At 57.3% G+C, this 17818-nt stretch carries 15 protein-coding genes and 2 pseudogenes; 6 read left to right on the forward strand and 11 right to left on the reverse strand.

Annotated features, from left to right (window positions below; genetic code table 11):
- Positions 1-10: 10 nt before the first annotated feature.
- The 3 genes from LJU29_RS22375 to LJU29_RS22385 are packed head-to-tail and all read right to left on the reverse strand — an operon-like array spanning position 11 to position 3491.
- Complete coding sequence (locus LJU29_RS22375; protein ID WP_057424026.1) at positions 11-2293, reverse strand: TonB-dependent receptor; 2283 nt, start codon at positions 2291-2293, stop codon at positions 11-13.
- Between the two features lie 20 nt (positions 2294-2313).
- A complete protein-coding gene (locus LJU29_RS22380) occupies positions 2314-3081 on the reverse strand; it encodes an energy transducer TonB family protein (protein WP_122322985.1) in 768 nt (255 codons plus the stop codon).
- A 2-nt stretch (positions 3082-3083) separates the two neighbouring features.
- On the reverse strand, positions 3084-3491 hold the full coding sequence (locus tag LJU29_RS22385; RefSeq protein WP_002552107.1) for an ExbD/TolR family protein: 408 nt from the start codon (positions 3489-3491) through the stop codon (positions 3084-3086).
- Positions 3492-3679: 188 nt separating this feature from the next.
- On the opposite strand from LJU29_RS22385, the gene LJU29_RS22390 reads away from it, so the two are divergent.
- From LJU29_RS22390 to ycaC, 3 genes are all read left to right on the forward strand, one after another.
- Positions 3680-4243, forward strand: a complete 564-nt coding sequence (locus LJU29_RS22390; RefSeq protein ID WP_054996621.1) for a GNAT family N-acetyltransferase — start codon at positions 3680-3682, stop codon at positions 4241-4243.
- On the forward strand, positions 4240-5811 hold the full coding sequence (locus LJU29_RS22395) for an alkaline phosphatase D family protein (RefSeq protein ID WP_122322984.1): 1572 nt from the start codon (positions 4240-4242) through the stop codon (positions 5809-5811). The genes LJU29_RS22390 and LJU29_RS22395 overlap by 4 nt, the downstream gene beginning before the upstream one ends.
- 154 nt (positions 5812-5965) lie before the next feature.
- On the forward strand, positions 5966-6592 hold the full coding sequence (gene ycaC / locus LJU29_RS22400) for an isochorismate family cysteine hydrolase YcaC (RefSeq protein WP_005777887.1): 627 nt from the start codon (positions 5966-5968) through the stop codon (positions 6590-6592).
- 10 nt (positions 6593-6602) lie between these two features.
- Here the strand turns inward: ycaC and LJU29_RS22405 are convergent, their stop codons facing one another.
- The 4 genes and pseudogenes from LJU29_RS22405 to LJU29_RS29745 form a co-directional block, all read right to left on the reverse strand.
- Positions 6603-7463, reverse strand: a complete 861-nt coding sequence (locus tag LJU29_RS22405; protein ID WP_122322983.1) for an SH3 domain-containing protein — start codon at positions 7461-7463, stop codon at positions 6603-6605.
- Between the two features lie 25 nt (positions 7464-7488).
- A complete protein-coding gene (locus tag LJU29_RS22410) occupies positions 7489-8754 on the reverse strand; it encodes a hypothetical protein (RefSeq protein WP_122322982.1) in 1266 nt (421 codons plus the stop codon).
- Between the two features lie 174 nt (positions 8755-8928).
- Positions 8929-9483: a methyl-accepting chemotaxis protein gene (locus LJU29_RS29740; protein ID WP_369812071.1), complete on the reverse strand. Its 555-nt coding sequence runs from the start codon at positions 9481-9483 to the stop codon at positions 8929-8931.
- 42 nt (positions 9484-9525) lie between these two features.
- Positions 9526-10242: pseudogene (locus LJU29_RS29745) on the reverse strand (PAS domain-containing protein); the annotation flags it as partial.
- A 260-nt stretch (positions 10243-10502) separates the two neighbouring features.
- Here LJU29_RS29745 and LJU29_RS22420 point away from each other — a divergent pair.
- Positions 10503-11462 (forward strand): GDP-mannose 4,6-dehydratase, encoded by a 960-nt coding sequence (locus tag LJU29_RS22420; protein WP_054076991.1) that lies wholly within the window; start codon positions 10503-10505, stop codon positions 11460-11462.
- A gap of 86 nt (positions 11463-11548) precedes the next feature.
- Here LJU29_RS22420 and gmd read toward each other — a convergent pair whose 3' ends face one another.
- Positions 11549-12595, reverse strand: a complete 1047-nt coding sequence (gene gmd, locus LJU29_RS22425; RefSeq protein WP_005758761.1) for a GDP-mannose 4,6-dehydratase — start codon at positions 12593-12595, stop codon at positions 11549-11551.
- 396 nt (positions 12596-12991) lie between these two features.
- Positions 12992-13972 carry an IS5-like element ISPsy2 family transposase gene (locus LJU29_RS22430; protein WP_054078085.1) on the reverse strand — a complete coding sequence of 327 codons (981 nt, stop codon included), beginning with the start codon at positions 13970-13972 and terminating at the stop codon, positions 12992-12994.
- Positions 13973-14203: 231 nt separating this feature from the next.
- On the opposite strand from LJU29_RS22430, the gene LJU29_RS22435 reads away from it, so the two are divergent.
- Positions 14204-15397: a GGDEF domain-containing protein gene (locus tag LJU29_RS22435; protein WP_005758760.1), complete on the forward strand. Its 1194-nt coding sequence runs from the start codon at positions 14204-14206 to the stop codon at positions 15395-15397.
- A gap of 83 nt (positions 15398-15480) precedes the next feature.
- The gene (locus LJU29_RS22440; RefSeq protein ID WP_054996627.1) at positions 15481-15918 is read left to right on the forward strand and encodes a GNAT family N-acetyltransferase; all 438 of its coding nucleotides are present in this window, start codon (positions 15481-15483) and stop codon (positions 15916-15918) included.
- Between the two features lie 8 nt (positions 15919-15926).
- On the opposite strand, the gene LJU29_RS29935 is transcribed toward LJU29_RS22440, so the two are convergent.
- Positions 15927-16811 carry a methyl-accepting chemotaxis protein gene (locus tag LJU29_RS29935; protein ID WP_438942842.1) on the reverse strand — a complete coding sequence of 295 codons (885 nt, stop codon included), beginning with the start codon at positions 16809-16811 and terminating at the stop codon, positions 15927-15929.
- Positions 16785-17567, reverse strand: a pseudogene (locus tag LJU29_RS29940) (MCP four helix bundle domain-containing protein); the annotation flags it as partial. The pseudogene LJU29_RS29940 and the gene LJU29_RS29935, both read right to left, overlap by 27 nt.
- Between the last annotated feature and the right edge of the window lie 251 nt (positions 17568-17818).

A 17818-nucleotide genomic window follows, 5' to 3' on the forward strand; every position in this document is an offset into this window, starting at 1 on the left:
TCAATGAAGATTAGAAATTGGCTTCAAGAGAAACGGTAACGGTACGCTCGACGCCGACGATGTACGCCGGGTCGCCATCGCGGAAGCCGCTGTATGTACCTGCGTTGGTCTTGGTGGTGTACACGCCGTCCAGGTACTCCTTGTCGAACAGGTTGTCGACGTTCAGACGCAAGGTGGCATCCTTGACGATTTTCTTGTCCACCGGCAGATAGATGCCCGCGCCCAGATTGAAGATGGTGCGCCCCGGAATGCTTTCGTCATTGGTCAGGTCGCCATACAGCTTGCTGGTGAACTTGGCTCCGAAGGTGCCGTAATAACTGCCGTCGTCGTAGCCGATGTTGGCGGCCAGCATGTTCTTCGGCACGTTGGCAAACTGCTTGCCGCTGGTAGGCAGCTCGATGGCGGCGCCGTTATTAAAAACGGTCAGGTCATCCTTCTGTTTGGCGCGGGTGTAGGTGTACGAGGTGTAGTAATTGAAATGGTGCGGCAGCAGGCCGCTCCACTCCAGTTCAAGCCCGCTGTTATCGACTGCACCGGCATTGATGTCGGCAAAGTCACCATTGATGTCTCTCGATGACACCTGACGGTCCTTGAACTGCATGTAGAACAGGGTGGCGGCCAGCGTCATGTCCTGTTCGGTAAAGCGCCAGCCCAGTTCGTGGTTCCAGCTGGTCTCCGGCTTGCTGTTGATGGAACCGGTGCCTGGGTCATAAAGGACGTAGTTCTGCGGTATGCGCATGTTGCGCGACAGGCTGTAGAACAACTGGTCACGCTCATCCAGCTGATACTTGAGGCCCACGTTCGGCAGCAGCTTGTTGTAGGTCTGGTCACGTTTTTCCGGCCGCTCGGTAAGGCTGCCGTGGTTATTGCCTTCACGCTCGACATTCATGTAGGCCAGGCCGCCGATCAGCGTCCAGTCCGGGGCGAAATACCAGGTGTCCTGAGCCCATACTTTTTGTGCAGGCGTCACGGTATAGCGATCACGGCCCTGAATCTCATTGCCGTTGGCATCGACCATGTAATCCGAGTCTGGCCAGATGCTTTCCGGCTTGCCGTTGCTCTTCAGGCGAATGAAAGGCTGAGTCTGCAACTGACGCGCGCGCTCATACCAGTAGCCGACTTGCACGCTGTGTTCGTCGTTGACGTCCCAGTTCAACTTGGTGGTGATCCCCGGACGCCAGGTCTGGGTGCGCGAAGGTCGGTAATACACGCCAGTGGTCGATGAGCCATCAGCGTTATAAGCGGCAGCCGTCGGCAAGTTGCTCAGGTCGAATACACCGTTCTGATTCGAGCCGCGGTTGAGCGCATAGGAGGAGCTGTTTACACCGCTGCCGTTACCCCAGAAGTAATAGGGGATTACTGAAAGCGCCAGATTGTCGGCCAGTTTGAATTGGGTATTGAGCACGGCGGTGAACGTCTGGAACGGGTTTTGCGCCAGTTCGTAATAACTGGACAGCTTGCCGTTGCTGCCCAGCGTGGGCGTCGAAGGATAGGGGTCAAACTTGCGTCCGTTCTGCTGAAACTGGCTCTTGGTGAGCTGGCTGTAGCTGTTGTTGTCCTGCTCGTGATACTTGAGGATCAGGTTGGCCGTATTGCCCGAGCCCATGTCGAAGAAGCTGTTCCATTCCACCTTGTCAGCGCGCACGGCACCGTCACCGCGCCATTTCTGGCCTTCGGTGTGAGACATCGACAGCCAGTTGCTCAGCCCGTTGATTTCACCGGTATTGAGCCGCGCAAAGGTCTTGTAAGTACCGTTGCTGCCTGCACTTTGTTTGACGAATGCGCCGGTTTCCTTGGTGGGCCGAATGGTGACAATACCAATGTTGCCACCGCTGGAACCGATGTGCGGGCCGTCACTCTCGGCAGAGCCCTGGGTGACGAAGATCTGATCGATGTTTTCCGGGTCGCCCAGCAGGTTGGAATACAGTGCATAGTTGCCGGAGTCGTTGATGGGCATGCCATCTACCGACATCCCGACCTGATCGGAGTTGAGGCCGCGCATGGTAAAGCGAAAGCCCGACAGGCCGGTGGCATCTTCACTGGAGATATTCAGGCCCGGGGTGTATTTGAGTTTGTCGATCGCGTTACCTGTTGCGGTCTGCTTGTCGAGCGCCTCCTTGGTCACCGTGGAGCGCGCCTTGATGCTCTCCTCCTGAACCATATAGCCACCGCCCACCGTCGCCTTCCCTTGTACGCCAATGGTGCCAACGTCACTGGCACTCGAATCAGCCATGGCCATGCCGTGGCTCATGCCAGCGGCGACCAACGCAAGGTGAATTCTGGAAAACTTCATCACTCTGTTCCTTGTCAGTGCTATTGCACGCTGTAGTTGAAGGTGGCGGTGAAGCGCTGTTCGCTACGCCCGCCGAAGGCTTGCTCGGGAAACGGTTTGACTTGCTTGATGCGTCGCAGACTGTTGGCTGCTGCGCGGTTGAGCAGCATGCTGGACGCCTGGGTCTGAATGCCGGAGTCCAGCACTCGCCCCTGGCGATCAACCAATAACCACACCACTACCTCGCCGCTTGGGCGCTCCAGCGAGGCCTGGCGTCCGGTCGGGTACTGTTTGTAGCCATCCAGATCGTTACGCAGCCCTTTGAGGTAGCCGCCTTCGAGGCCCTGCGTGTCTACTTTCGGCTGCGCCGGTGGCTGAGGCGGCGCGACGGCAGCGCTGGCCACAGGCTTACTGGGGGCCTGGACCGGCTCGGCGGGCTTTACTACCGCCGGGGCTGGCTTGGGTACAGGTTCCGGGCGCGGCTTGGGTTCCGGCTTGGGCTTGGGCACGGGCTTGGGGACAGGTTTAGGCATGGGCTTGGGCGGTGGCGGAGCAGGCTCGGCGTCTTCGCTTTCCACCACGGGCGGCGGTGGTGGCGGCTCTTCAGGCTGAACCGGAAGCGGCTCGGGCGGCACCACGGGCTCTGGCGCTGGAGGCTCGGGCTCGATCAACGCCAGCTCCACGGCTGACTGGTCATAAACCGGCTCTACCTTAAGGGCCCGCGTTTGCACGCCCATCACAATCACGATGAGCGCCACCAGCGCTGGCAGGCCTGCGAGCCACTGACGTACACGAAACAGGACATACATGGTCAGGATTTACGCGTGGCAATAGAGACCGAGGTAAAGCCACCCAGACGCAAGGTGTCCATGATCTCGACCAGACGTGCGACCTCAACGCCCTTGTCGCTGTTGACGATAATGGTGGTTTTAGTATCGGGCTTTTCCAGCGCCTTCAAGGCAGGCACCAGAGCCTCGACTGTGGTCGCCTTGCCATCAAGCTGTAATTCGCCGTTGAGGCCCAGGGTCAGGATCGATTTGTTCTGCGGCTTGAGCTGCTGTGAACTGCTGGCGCTCGGCAGCTGGGTTTTCATCCCCAGAGCCGGAATCACGTTCAGGCTGACCAGTACGAAAAAAACCAGCAGGAACATCATCACGTCGATCATCGGGATCAGTTCGATGTGCGCCTTGCGTTTTTTAGGTTCGTCCCACGTTCTCATACCATCCGCCCTTCTTGTCAGAGGCCGAGAATCTAGCAACCGAATATGACCGATCAGTTAGGTTTACATGACTGTTACATGGCCTTTGTAAGCTCTTTTGATGGCACTAAAATGTTTCTCGCAGCCGTCATAAAAACGCCATGGAAACGCGGCAATTCTTGAGTATTCAACTCAACGGAAAATCCGGGATGCTTCTCGATATGCCCAGTATCCGCACCTCACGACTATTGCTCTGCCCGTTGCGAGCCGAGCAGTCCAGCGCCTTGTCGCGACTGGCTGACGACCCCGTGATTGCGAGCATGACGGCCACGGTCCCCTCGCCCTATACCCTGGAGCATGCACAGGCGTTCATTGTCGATGCACCGGAACAATTCGCCGCTGGACGAACATTGAGCCTGGGGGTTCATGCCCAGGAAACCGGGGAACTGACCGGGGTCGTTTCACTGCGCCTGTCAACCTCGCATCGCAGCGGCAACCTGGGTTACTGGATCGGTGCCGATTACCGAAATCAGGGCTACACCAGCGAGGCGGTGCAGGGTTTGCTGATGCATGGCTTCACCGTCATGAACCTCAACCGCATCGCCGGTCAGTGCTTTGCCGACAACATGGCCAGCGCCAGGGTGCTGGAGAAGTGCGGACTGTCGTATGAAGGCTGTATGAAAGAAGCATTTTTGAAGAACGGTGTTTTCAAAGACATGTTGCTGTTCGGGCTGTTGCGCTCGCAGTACGAACCAGCAGAGGCCGCGCAATGACTGACTTCAATCCGGATCGCCGACGCATCATTACCGGCGTGGCCGGTGCCACGCTGCTATCGATCCTCAGCCCGTTTGCCCGCAGCGCGGGTGTCGATTATCCGTTCACGCTGGGCGTGGCATCCGGCGACCCGCTGCCTGACGGCTTCGTGATCTGGACACGCCTGGCGCCACAGGTGATGACAGCCACGGGCGACGGCGGCCTGAAAAAACCCGTCGAAGTGCGCTGGAAAATCGCCAGCGATGCAGCGATGACTCGCGTCGTACGTGCGGGGCAAGCGACCGCTCAACCGCGCTTTGCCCATTCAGTACACATTGAAGTGGGCGGTTTGCAGCCTGGACGTCCCTACTGGTATCAGTTCGAAAGTCTGGGCGCGCAAAGCGCCGTGGGTCAGGCCTGCACTGCGCCGCTGGCAACCGCCATGGTCTCGGCACGGTTCGGCTTCGTGTCATGTTCGCATTGGGAGGCGGGATATTTCAGCGCCTACAGGCACCTGGCTGCGGAGCGACCTGACATGGTGTTCTTTCTCGGCGACTACATCTATGAAATGAACGTCTCTCCCACAAACATACAGTTCCCGCGCCGCCATGCCACCTCAGACCCGATGGACCTGGCGGGCTATCGCAACCGATACGCGCAGTACAAGACCGACCCGGACCTGCAAGCGCTGCATGCCTGCGCGCCGAGCGTGGCCACCTGGGACGATCACGAAGTACAGAATGACTACGCCGCGCAGTGGTCCCAGGACCCGAACGTTCCTGTGGACAGCTTTCTACGTCGCAGAGCCGCCGCTTATCAGGCGTTTTACGAGCACATGCCCTTGCGCGCGAGCAGCCTGCCCAAAGGACCGGACATGCGTATTTACCGGAACCTGGACTATGGCCGCCTGGCACGCTTTCATGTGCTGGACGGTCGGCAGTATCGTTCCGAACAGGCGTGCATCCAGGCCAACGGCAGCCGTCGAGGCTACGTAGCGCCCAGCGACTGTCCGGATCTGAGTGACCCCAAACGCACCATGCTCGGCTGGGAACAGGAAGCCTGGCTGGACCGCAGCTTTGCTGAATCACCTGGGCAATGGAATGTCATTGCCCAGGACTTGCTGGTCGCTCCACTGGAACAGCGCAATCTCAAAACGCAGGCGCTGGGCCACTGGACCGACGGCTGGGACGGCTACGCGGCGACCCGCGAGCGCATGCTGGCATCCCTGCAACGCCAGCAGACCCGCAACCCGGTGTTCTGGGGTGGCGATATCCATTCGTTCTGGACCACCGACCTGCACGCCGATGCGGGCAATCCGGATTCCGCCGTCGTCGCCACTGAATTCGTCGGCACCTCGGTGACATCCGGCGGACCGCCATTCGACGCCTTCAACAGCATTCTGGGGCTCAACCCCCATGTGAAGTTCTTTGACAGCCGCCAGCGTGGCTACGTGGCGGTGGACCTCAGCGAGCAGCAGATGCTGACCCGCTTCCAGGTGGTGTCGGATGTGCTCGACCCCGCTGCCAGTGTGTCGACGCTCAAACGCTTTGCGGTGGAGGCTGGCAAGGCCGGGGCGGTTTCTGGGTAGGCGATTCGTAGGGAGGGCAGCACTTGGGACAGTATTGTCCACTGTGAAGAGACAGTAAAACGCGCGTCAGGCGCTTTTTCCCTTTCCGGTGAGCTACTAATCTGAACCCACGTTGAACGCCACACCTCACCTACCCAAACGAAAGGACTTGACCATGAAAAACGCCCCTTACAGCCGCCTGAACAAAGATGACGCCATCGTGCTGCTGATCGATCATCAGACAGGCCTGATCTCGCTGGTACAGGACTTCACGCCGAACGAGTTCAAGAATAACGTCCTGGCCCTGGCTGACCTGGCCCGCTTCTTCGAACTGCCGACCATCCTCACCACCAGTTTCGAACAAGGCCCCAACGGCCCGCTGGTGCCGGAACTCAAGGCCATGTTCCCCGATGCGCCATACATCGCCCGTCCAGGCCAGATCAACGCCTGGGACAACGAAGATTTTGTAAAGGCGATCAAGGCGACCGGCCGCAAGCAGTTGATCATCGCCGGGGTAGTGACTGACGTGTGCGTGACCTTTCCGACCCTGTCGGCACTGGCTGAAGGCTTTGAAGTGTTCGTGGTCACCGATGCATCGGGCACCTTCAACACCACTGTCCAGCAAGCCGCCTGGTCGCGTATGACCCAGGCAGGTGCGCAGTTGATGAACTGGTTCTCGGTGGCCTGTGAGCTGCAAGGTGACTGGCGCAACGATATCGAAGGGCTGGGCAACCTGCTGTCCGAGCGGATCCCGAACTACCGTAACCTGATGAACAGTTATTCGGCACTGACTGCCCGCTAGAGGCCCTGCTTCAAATCAACTCCCACGTATCATTGGCCTGCCTGCAGAATGTGTTGTCCTGCTTTTCAGTGGTGCCACCGTTGGCTTCCAGGCTTACAGAAAGCGGTCGACAAGTAGTCTCGGCCGCTGTTTTGCCGGAGGGCAAGGAAGAGATTGAGCCCAGATCGAATGCTTCAGTCTCTTTGCTGGCCGACACATTCATATCATCGAACCTGACTGAAGCAAGCCTCTTTCTGGTATCGGCATCGGACTGCGTCATCACGTAGTCCTTGTGCACGTAGCCCACGGTAACGCCCTTGCGCCCCACCAGAATCCAGTCACCGGTAGAACCCACGGCAGTGAATTGCGTATTGCCCGGCAGGCTGCCCACCTTGTCAGCGTTCATGTTCGGTGCAGAGCGCACGTTGAGGGTAGACCGGGTGACATAGGGTTGATTGATCAGCTTCATCGACGGCACGCCCTGAATGTTGGGCGTGCGTTTGACATCGATGGTCCGGACCGCCTTGAACTCCGGGCCTGGCGTGATCCGGGCGCTTGCATTGGAGTGATCGGAACGCCAGATGGCCGTAGGCTGCGCTACAGGAGTTGCGGGCTGACTCAGAACTTCCTGAGTGCGCAGCGCCAGTGCCTGTTTATCCCTGTCGTCGAGCAACTGACCGATGCGGTTACCAATATAGCCGCCGATGCCTGCAACGATCAGCGCGGCTGCGATCTGACCGTTACCCTTGCCCATCGTTGCACCGACCGCCAGACCGGCGATACCGCCGATCATAGTACCCGCCTGTTCCTTGCTGATGCCCATCTGCGCGCATCCGGTGACTGAGGTGGCGATGCTTACCGCCAGAATTGATGCAACGAATTTCTTGCGCACGGGGCTTACTCCCTTTTGAAACGTTTTACTCGGCGTTGAGCAGAGGTCTGGTCAAGTTGTACAACATGGCTTCTGCAGACATCGCCCAATGAAAGACACCGGCCATGAGGGTCGGGCCGGCCTCGATGTCCTTGAACGCAGTGCGATAGCCTGGCGATTGAATGATTGCGTTACCGGCGAGCAATGGAACCATCACGATCAGGGCCACCGCTGCCGCTCTGACGGCGACAAGCCTCTTCTGTATGAACGCGCGCTGCTCGACGGTCGACAACAACAACCCGACGATATTGAGCGCGCCCATGAAAAGACCACTCAGCAACGACCAGGGTACGAACCACATGTTTTTGAGGACGCTCAGGCTCTGTGCGCCATGCACATCAGTGCGCGCAACGTCGCTGGCCATATTGCTGGCGATGCCATTGAGGTACGTGTTGAACTGACTGGGCGTGACAAGCAGGTCCATTCCTTCCACGTAGAGCGGGCCCAGGACCTGACGCGCCATGCCGCGCACCTGCGCAGTATTGGCCATCGCCTGACGGGTACGCAGGCCTGAAGGCATCGCCAACGCGTAGTCTTCGGCGCTCGGCGGGGCCTGTTGCAGGGCTGCGTTCGGGAGCGCAAGCGGCTTGCGTTTATTACCCGCTACGCCAGAGCGCCGTAAGGCTTCTACCTTTGCGTATTCACGGGCGATATCGTCAAAGACCGGGATGACTTCCGCTTGCAGCCGGCTGTAGAGCCTATCGGCGTTGCGTCGGGTATAGCCCTTGAAGACGGTTTGGGCGAAGCCCTGAAAATTGTGGCCAATCTGCTCGACGTACGAGCCCTGAACACTCATGAGTACGCCAAGATTGGCGATGAAGGCCTTGCCCTCGCCCTTGTCGCGATATTCCTGATAGGGAATGCCGGGTATCTGCACCGAATCGTAGAGCAGGCCTTTTTTCGTCACGTAGGCGTAAAGGCTGTAAACCCGCAGATCGGCCGGAAACGCTTCAGCAATCGCGTCCGGGACCACACCCTGAACCCACCAGGTCAGCGGGGCCAGTACCACGGTACTGAGCAGGATGGAGCGCATGAGATGCTGCTGATGTCCCCATTTCCCATGAGCCCAGATACACAGGCGCCAGGCCGCCAGGCACACGCTCACTGCGGCAAGGCTCTGCCCGTATATTTCCAGCGCCTGCAGGTTTTTGAGGGGAATATCGGCGCCAGCCTTGTTCAACAACTCTGCGTTGAACAGCAAGCCACCGATCAGGCAAAGGGCATTGAGAACGGTAAGTACAGCAAGCAGCATCCAACCAATCCTTGTCAGAGTGGAACCAGTGATTCACAACACTTGAGTGCGAAGGTGATCACTGACCAACTGCGGCGCATTCTGCCTGCCGTCCAAAAATGATGCCAGAGCTATCAGGTGTTGCCGGTCGTCCATGCCCTGCAACACCTGAAATACCGACAGTGAAGTCAGCCGCTACTTCAACTGATTGGCAAACCGACCCACTGCGCCTACCACCTGTTTGGCCCCTTCCTGAATCTCGACGATCACCGCGCCCGCCTCGTTGGCCAGCAAAAGACCCTGTTCCGCCTGAGTGCGGCTGTTGGCCATGCCGCGTACCGCCTCATCGGCCAGCGACTGGTTTTGCTGCACGACGCTGACGATCTCTTCGGTCGCGGCGCTGGTGCGGCCGGCCAGTTGGCGGACTTCATCGGCGACCACGGCAAAGCCCCTGCCCTGCTCACCGGCGCGCGCGGCCTCGATGGCGGCATTGAGCGCCAGCAGATTGGTCTGCTGGGCGATGCCGCCGATGGTCTGCACGATGGAGCTGATCAACAGGGACTGCTTGCCCAGTGCTTCGATGCCTGAGGAAGCCGACTGCATCTCTTCGGATATCTTGCGCATGGTCTGCACAGTGTTCTGCACCACATCCGCGCCGCGCTGGGCGCTGACGTCGGTCTGCTGGGAGATTTCAAACGCCACGCTGGCCGCCTGGCTGACTTCATCTTCGCGGGCGACCTGATCGGTCACCAGCGTGGCGAACTTGACGACCTTGTAGAGTTTGCCCTGAGCATCATGAACCGGGTTGTAAGTAGCCTCCAGCCAGACCTCACGCCCGCTGTTGTCGATACGCTTGAAGCGCCCTGCGACGAACTCGCCGCGGTTGAGCATCGCCCAAAACTCCCGGTACGGTGCCAGTGAAGTTTCAGCCGGATCACAGAACATGCTGTGGTGCTTGCCCTTGATCTGCGCCAGGTTGTAACCCATGCCACGCAGAAACTGGTCATTGGCCGTGAGCACGTGGCCGCCAAGATCGAACTCGATCACGGCGGTAGAGCGCAGCAATGCCTGAATGAACGCAGAGTTCTCGGCAGCGGTCTCGACTGTCTGGGTGATGTCCGACCCGTAGCATTGCAAGGTCACCAGTTTGCCCTGGTCATCCAGAACCGGCTGCCACATGGCACGAATCCACACCAGACTGCCGTTGGCATGCAGAAAACGGTAGTTGTCGATCACCGACTCGCCTTTCTGCACCGCCAGCTTGAGGTTACGGTAGCAATCGAGCTGTTTGACGTAGGACGGCACCATCTGGTCCAGATCCTTGCCCAGCAACTGGTCGGCAGAATAACCAAGCGCCCTCAGGAAGTTGTCATTGGCATGGACGATATGGTTGTTGGCGTCCAGACTCAGCGACACCATCCGCGCGTCCATCCCTTTCTGCATTTGCCGATACATAGATAACTCGGCGTGTTGTGCCTGTAATTCCTTTTTCAAGCGAGTGTTGAACATGACGGCACCAGTAGTGGGTTGTACGTATGTATCGGCCTAAGCGTAGACGGGATTAAGGCGTTTCGTCTGATGATGGCAGATTGAATTGATGTGGGTTGCCCGCATAACCGGGGCCTGCAATTGCGGAACCTTGAATGGGCAGGCTGATAACGAATGTGCAAGGCGAAACAAAATGCAGGAGCCATAGGTCACAACGGGTTGACCAGCTATTGCCTGCTAGACTCACTTGCTTGCAGCAACGCCATTAAGGACCCTCAATGATGCGACGCATTCTGATCACCGGTGCAAACGGTTTTGTCGGGCAGATGCTGTGCCGTAAGCTGCAGCACGCCGGGCACCATATTATTGCATTGGTGAGCCCTGACTCTCCCCCCTCCGCTTATGCTGCCGAATCGCTGCATTGTGACATTCGCGACGCCGCTGGCCTTGAGCAAGTGGTGTCTCAGGCAAATCCCACTCACGTTGTGCATTTGGCGGCTATTACGCATGTGCCTACCAGTTTCCAGGACCCTCTGGCCACCTGGCAAACTAACGTCATGGGAAGCGTGAACCTTCTACAGGCATTGCAACGCAAGGCCCCTCAGGCATTTGTGTTGTTTGTCAGCTCATCGGAAGTCTACGGCGAGGCATTCAAGCAGGGTATTGCGCTCGATGAAAACAGTGTCTGCAAACCCATGAACCCCTATGCCGCCAGCAAACTTGCCGCCGAAGCGGCCTTTCATGAGTACTTTCGTCGTGGCCAGAACGGTATTGTCGTACGTCCGTTCAATCACATTGGTGCTAGGCAATCGGCTGATTTCGCGACCGCGTCATTTGCTCGTCAGATCGCCTTGATAGAAGCAGGCAAGCAAGCACCACAGTTGAAAGTCGGCAACTTGCAAGCGGCGCGAGACTTTCTCGATGTGCGTGATGTGTGCAATGCCTACGTCGCCCTGCTGGACATGGCCACCAGGCAGGAAGCCTATCCTCAATGCCTGAATATCTGCAGCGGCGAGCCCGTCCGTATAGAGGCAATACTGAGTCAGCTCATGGCACTGAGCTCAGAGAGGATCGATGTGATAAACGATCCCGAACGAATGCGGTTATCTGACATCCCCTGCGCGTTCGGTGATAACTCCGCTATCCAGAAAGTCACTGGCTGGACGCCCACCACAACGCTGCAGTCTACACTCACGACACTGCTGAATTACTGGCGCGATGAGATAGCTGCAACGGCTTGAGCTACCGGTTTATGCGTGAGGGGCGTTGCGATCAACAACGCCTGAAACACCCACCCTACACCTACTAGAGTATGAAAGAGGGACGCTTAAAACGATGTTCCCTGCTGGTTACGCTTCAGATCGGCATCCACCATCAACCGGCATAGCTGCTCGAGACTAGTGTTCGCTTCCCAGCCAAGCACCTTCCTGGCTTTTTCAGGGTTGCCGATAAGCAGCTCCACTTCAGAGGGGCGATAGAATCTTGGGTTGACTTGAACAAGGGCTTTGCCCGTGGCCGCATCAATGCCCTGTTCGTTCTCTGCGCTACCTTTCCACTCCAGGTCAATATCGACAGCCTTGAAGGCCATTGCCACAAAGTCTCGAACGGTTTCGGATCGATGGGTGGCCAGTACGAATGAGTCGGGCTCATCAGCTTGCAGCATGCGCCACATGCCTTCGACATACTCCTTGGCAAAACCCCAGTCACGTCTGGCATCCAGATTGCCTAATTCCAGAAGTTGTGACATACCCAGTGAAATACGTGCGGCAGAATCGGTAATTTTGCGGGTGACAAACTCTTTTCCCCGCAGAGGAGACTCGTGATTGAACAGAATGCCGCTGGCACCGAAGATCCCATACGACTCCCGATAGTTGATCGTCATCCAGTGCGCGTAAAGCTTGGCCACACCATAAGGACTGCGAGGATAGAACGAGGTGCTTTCGACCTGCGGGACTTCTTGTACCTTGCCGAACATTTCAGAAGTGGACGCCTGATAAAAGCGTATTTTCGGGTTCACTATGCGTATCGCTTCAAGCAGGTTGACTGCGCCCAGGCCGGTAATTTCAGCAGTCGTTATCGGCTGGTCGAAGGAAACACCAACAAAGCTCTGCGCCGCCAGGTTGTAAATCTGGGTGGGCTCGGCTTTTTGCAGCAAGCGAATACTGGCACTCAAGTCAGTCAGGTCGTGTTCAACAAGGTGCAAATTCGGATGGCTGGCCACGCCAAGTTCTTCAAGACGCCAGAAGTTGACCGAGCTGGTACGGCGGTAGGTGCCGTAAACCGTATAACCTTTTTCCAGCAGCAACTGAGTCAGGTAAGCGCCATCCTGGCCAGTGATACCCGTGATAATTACAGATTCTCTAGGTGCATTCATAAATAGGGGATTCCGGTCCGGGCTGACGCGACTTCATTTATTACGCCGAGGTGCATTCATGACGCTCGGCACGCTCGCTTCGAAGGCAACCCACAGCGCTTGAGTCGAAGCATATGATCACTATAGATGCGGAATCTGATGTGCAAGCAGTCATTTTCAGTAAGTTATGTTTGCGAGCTGCTCCGAACAAATATCAGAACAGGATAAGTAGGCCGTGCGGTTTACCACTCTCACCGTGCGATTACCCTAGGGAAGGTCTGAAGTAGCCGGATGTTTTCCGGCTACCGAGTCCTCAGCACTTTTCAAAAAACGATGCATGTCGAAATTTGCTCAATTATCTTCGCTTTTTAGCTCTTTCGGCCGCTGCAAAGCCTTTTGCGGTAACCATTTCCTGCATTACACGCGCACCTCTCCTGCGCTCGCCAACAAATGTCGGCGGGCCATCCACAGGTTTGACAGGGCGAACAACGTCACCATCTGCGCGGTGTTCTTGGCCAAGCCCCGAAAGCGCACTTTTTCATAGCCAAACTGGCGTTTGATGACCCGAAACGGATGCTCGACCTTGGCGCGAACCTGGGCCTTGGCCTTCTCGATTTTGCGGATCGCCTTGTACAAAATACTGCGTTTTCCATGCTTTTTGTAAGTGCTGCGGCGGGCGGCAATCTGCCAAATGACCTTGCGCCCAGCGTGTTCTTCGCGCTTCTCGACCCCGGTGTAACCTGCGTCGGCGCAGACTACGTTTTCCTCGCCGTGCAGCAGTTTGGCAACCTGCGTGACGTCTGCCACATTGGCCGCTGTTACTACCACGCTGTGCACCAGGCCTGACTCGTCGTCGGCGCCGATGTGAGCCTTGGCGCCGAAATAGTACTGGTTACCTTTCTTGGTTTGATGCATCTCAGGATCGCGTTTGCCATCCTTGTTCTTGGTCGAACTGGGCGCGTGAATCAGCGTGGCATCGACGATGGTGCCTTGACGCAACGACAAGCCACGGTCGCCCAGATAACCATTAATTACGCCGAGAATCCCGGTCGCCAACTCGTGCTTTTCCAGCAGACGACGGAAGTTGAGAATGGTGGTTTCGTCTGGAATTCGCTCCAGGCTCAGGCCTGAAAACTGACGCAGGATGGTCGTCTCATACAGCGCTTCTTCCATCGCCGGATCGCTGTAGCCGAACCAGTTCTGCATCAGATGAACACGCAGCATCGCCATCAGTGGGTAGGCGGGCCGGCCACCTTCTCCTTTTGGATAATAGGGCTCAATCAGGGCAATCAAACCTTTCCAGGGCACCACCTGATCCATCTCGATCAGGAACAATTCCTTACGGGTCTGCTTGCGCTTGCCGGCATACTCGGCGTCGGCGAAGGTCATCTGTTTCATCATCGAAAAGCTCGGCGACTGGTGTCCGGAGATTTTGCCAAATTAGGAAGTCTTTTTCAGAGTTTCCCTAGCGCAGATGACCAAAAGGAGAACAGCAGTCGTCCTGACGCCTTGCCGGAAAGCCGAGAGGAACCGCCGGTCGCCTTCAGGACCCACACACTACACACTAATAGCACTAAGACATCATTCGTGATGTCCTAATGTCTCTCGATGTTAATGTACCGGTGTCACATGCTCGTTTCTGCCCTTGAACGCCCCGATCCTGAAGATGCACAACTCCTTGCGGAGGTAGAGCAGACGATTACTTCAGGTGTGGGTGCGTTGCGCTTCAGCCGTGTGCTTGAGCAACGCTACCAGGCGGAAACCAGATCACAGCGGCGCGAATTCCTGACGGCGGTGGGGATTGGTGGCAGCCTGATCTACAACCTGTTTCTGATCAGTGACTGGTTGATTCTGCGGGATGTGTTTGTCTACGTGGCGCTGGGGCGTCTGTGCCTGATAACGCCGATGTTTATTGTGCTTTTAGTGCTGGCGCAGCGCTTTTCCACTCGCTGGGCAATGGAAACGACCGCTGCGACCGCGACGGTACTGTGCTCGCTCATGCCCATGCTGGTGATGATTCACAGTCAGAGCCCGTATCAAATCTTTTATCAACTGGGCATGCTGTTGATCATGGTCTATTGCACCATGATCCAGCAATTGCCCCTGCGCCATGCAGCCGTCGCGATGTCATGCATGCTGATCATCCAGCTGGTGACAACCTACATTGCCAATTTCGCAGACTTTGTGATCTGGCAGGCCAATGCAGTGCTGTTCGTCTCCACGGTAGCGCTGCTGTTAATGGCTTCGTATTTTCTGGAGCGCGCCAGCCGCATGAGCTATCTGTTCGCGCTTCGCGGACGCCTGCTGCAAGTGCAGTTGATGGAGTTCGCGCGCACCGATGGTTTGACCCGCCTGTTCAATCGACGCTATCAGGACGAAGTGATGACCTCGGTTTGGGAACGCGCGCGTAAAACACCGGCGGACGTGGCCATCATCCTGCTGGACATCGATCACTTCAAATCCTACAACGACAACTATGGGCATCCACAAGGCGATACCTGCCTCAAGTTGCTCTGTCAGAAAATCCAACAAAGCGCACATGAAAACGGTGCCGTGGCGTTTCGTTTTGGCGGTGAAGAGGTTCTGGTTTTAATGAATGGCGATGCCGGACAGGCCAGAGAAATGGCCGACGTCCTGCAGGCCGCTGTCGCGGCGCTCAAGTTGCCGCACCCGGTGCTGGGCGAAAGCGCGTTCGTTACTGTAAGCCTGGGGGTCGCGTGTGCAACCGCGCCGCAGACTAATGCCGACCATCTGATCAGCGCTGCTGACAATGCCCTCTACGCCGCAAAGCGCGCCGGACGTAACTGTGTTTGCTTTGCGTGAAATGACGCTTTGCAGGGCCTGGCTTTACCCCACATCCAGGCCGCTTTAAGCTCGTCGCGCAAACCAAGGCTAGGAGCCAGCGCATGAGCGTTCACATTGATGTCAATAACAACCCTACAGAAGAAGATCGCCTGGCGATTCTGGAACCACTGAAGCGCTTTAACGCCGAGCAAGCGGGTGACGGCAAGTCAGAGAAAGTGGCGATGTTCATTCGCGATGATCAGACCCGGGAAATTCTCGGTGGCCTGCACGCACGCATTCTTTATCAATGGTTGTTCATCGAGTTGCTGGTAGTGCCGGAGCAAACCCGGGGGCAAGGCATGGGCTCGCGTTTGATGCAGATGGCTGAGGATCTTGCGGTCGAGAAAGGCTGTGCAGGGATCTGGCTGGATACCTTCGACTTCCAGGCTCCGGACTTCTATCGCCGCCACGGTTACACCGAGTTCGGGCAGATTGAAGACTATCCGCCCGGCAGCAAGCGCTTCTTTTTCCAGAAGCGCCTGCCGGTATCAGCGTCCTGACGCTTGCGTCAGACCTTGAACTTGCCTACCAGGTTGTTGAAGGAGATCGCCAGACGAGACAGCTCCTGACTTGAAGCGCTGGTCTGGTGAGCGCCAGCAGCGGTCTGGGTGGAGAGGTCCTGAATGTTGATCAGGTTGCGATCCACCTCGCGCGCAACGTGGGACTGTTCTTCGGACGCGGTAGCAATCAGCATGTTGCGATCGTTGATTTCGGCAATGCTCTGCGCAATGCGCTCCAGCGACTGGCCGGTGGCCTGGGCCAGGGATTGAGTATTGCTGGCAAGGGTACGGCTGTTACCCATGGCTCGCACAGCCTGATCAGCACTGGCCTGCACGCTGCCTATCATGGTTTCGATTTCACCTGTGGACGCCTGAGTACGAGCGGCAAGCGCACGTACTTCGTCGGCCACCACGGCAAAGCCGCGGCCCTGTTCACCGGCGCGCGCAGCCTCGATGGCGGCGTTGAGGGCCAGCAGGTTGGTCTGTTCGGCGATACCACGAATCACGTCCAGCACCTGACCAATCTCACAAACCCGCCCGGCAAGCTCTTCAACCATTGAGGTGGAGCTGCTGATCTCGGCGCTGACGTTATTGATCGCACTGACCGCATCACGCGCCTGATCACGCCCGGTAGCCGCTTCGGTACTGGTCCGCTTTGAGGCGTCAGAGGTAGACATGGCGTTACGCGCCACTTCTTCGACCGCAGCGGTCATTTCGGTGACCGCCGTGGCAGCCAATTGAATCTCGTCGTTCTGTCGCGTCAGGCCACGGCTGCCTTCTTCGGTAACGGCATTGAGTTCTTCAGCAGCCGAAGCAAGCTGATCGGCAGCGCTGGAGATCTGTCCGATGGTGCTCTTCAGGCTGTTCTGCATATCACTGAGCGCAGTAAGCATCAGGCCTGCTTCATCACGGTGAGTGCTGACGATCGGCTGGGTCAGATCGCCACCGGCAATGCGCTGCGCACTGACAAGGGCAGAGGAAATGGGCGAACTGATCACACGACTGATAAACAGTGCCAAAAGGAAAGCAGCCACGAAGGCAATGCCGATACCCATATACAGATTGAGATTGGCCGATGATTCTGTTTTTCCAGCGGCGATTGCACCTTCGCCTATCTGACGGTTGTTGGAGCCGACCATGATGTTCATCTCACCCATCACGGTCAGATAGGCCTTGCGAACGTCGCCTTCGACCAGCGCCCTCGCGGCTGCAACGTCTCCGGAAAAGGCAACAGCCGCAGCCCGATCGACCAGCGTCTGATAGACGGGCCAGTCCTTGTCCATCTGATCACCTGCAGCGCGCTCGTCATCTTCAAGCGGTGTCGCACGATAGGTCGCGTAAGCTTTTTCTGCTTCTGCGCGATTGTTTTTCATGCTGGCGAGAACTTCATCCTTCGCGCTTTGCGACGCATCGCTGGCGGCGACCGAAAGCAAGCGATACAAATCACGATTCTGCTCGACAACATTGATGGTGGCCTCGTTGGTTTTCGACACCGACACCAGGTTGTTGGAGAACGCAAGTTTCAGGTTGCTGGAAAGCTCACCGATCCCCCGGCTGGCAACCATGCCCACCGCGAGGGTGATAACCGCGCAGAGTGCAAATGAGATAAACAGCTTGGTGGAAAGCTTGGCGTTGTAGAACCAGTTCATGGAGAAATCTCTAGTTTTAACAGCTGGCTGAGGCTGGGCTGCGGTGCTCGAGGACCGGCAGTTTCAGGCTCTGTATAAAGCGTCTATCGGCAGCATCAAGCACCACTGAAGTGACATTCATCCGATTGGCCGCCAAGGGCTCAGGGCTAATGGCGCAATGCTTTGAAACAGGCTGAAGGTAACGGCCCAGCGGTGTAACAAGAACTTTCCGCACTGACTGCGTTAGTATTTCCCGCCTACGATCAGTCAGA

Source organism: Pseudomonas ficuserectae (assembly GCF_024584585.1).
Taxonomy (GTDB): Bacteria; Pseudomonadota; Gammaproteobacteria; order Pseudomonadales; family Pseudomonadaceae; genus Aquipseudomonas; species Aquipseudomonas amygdali.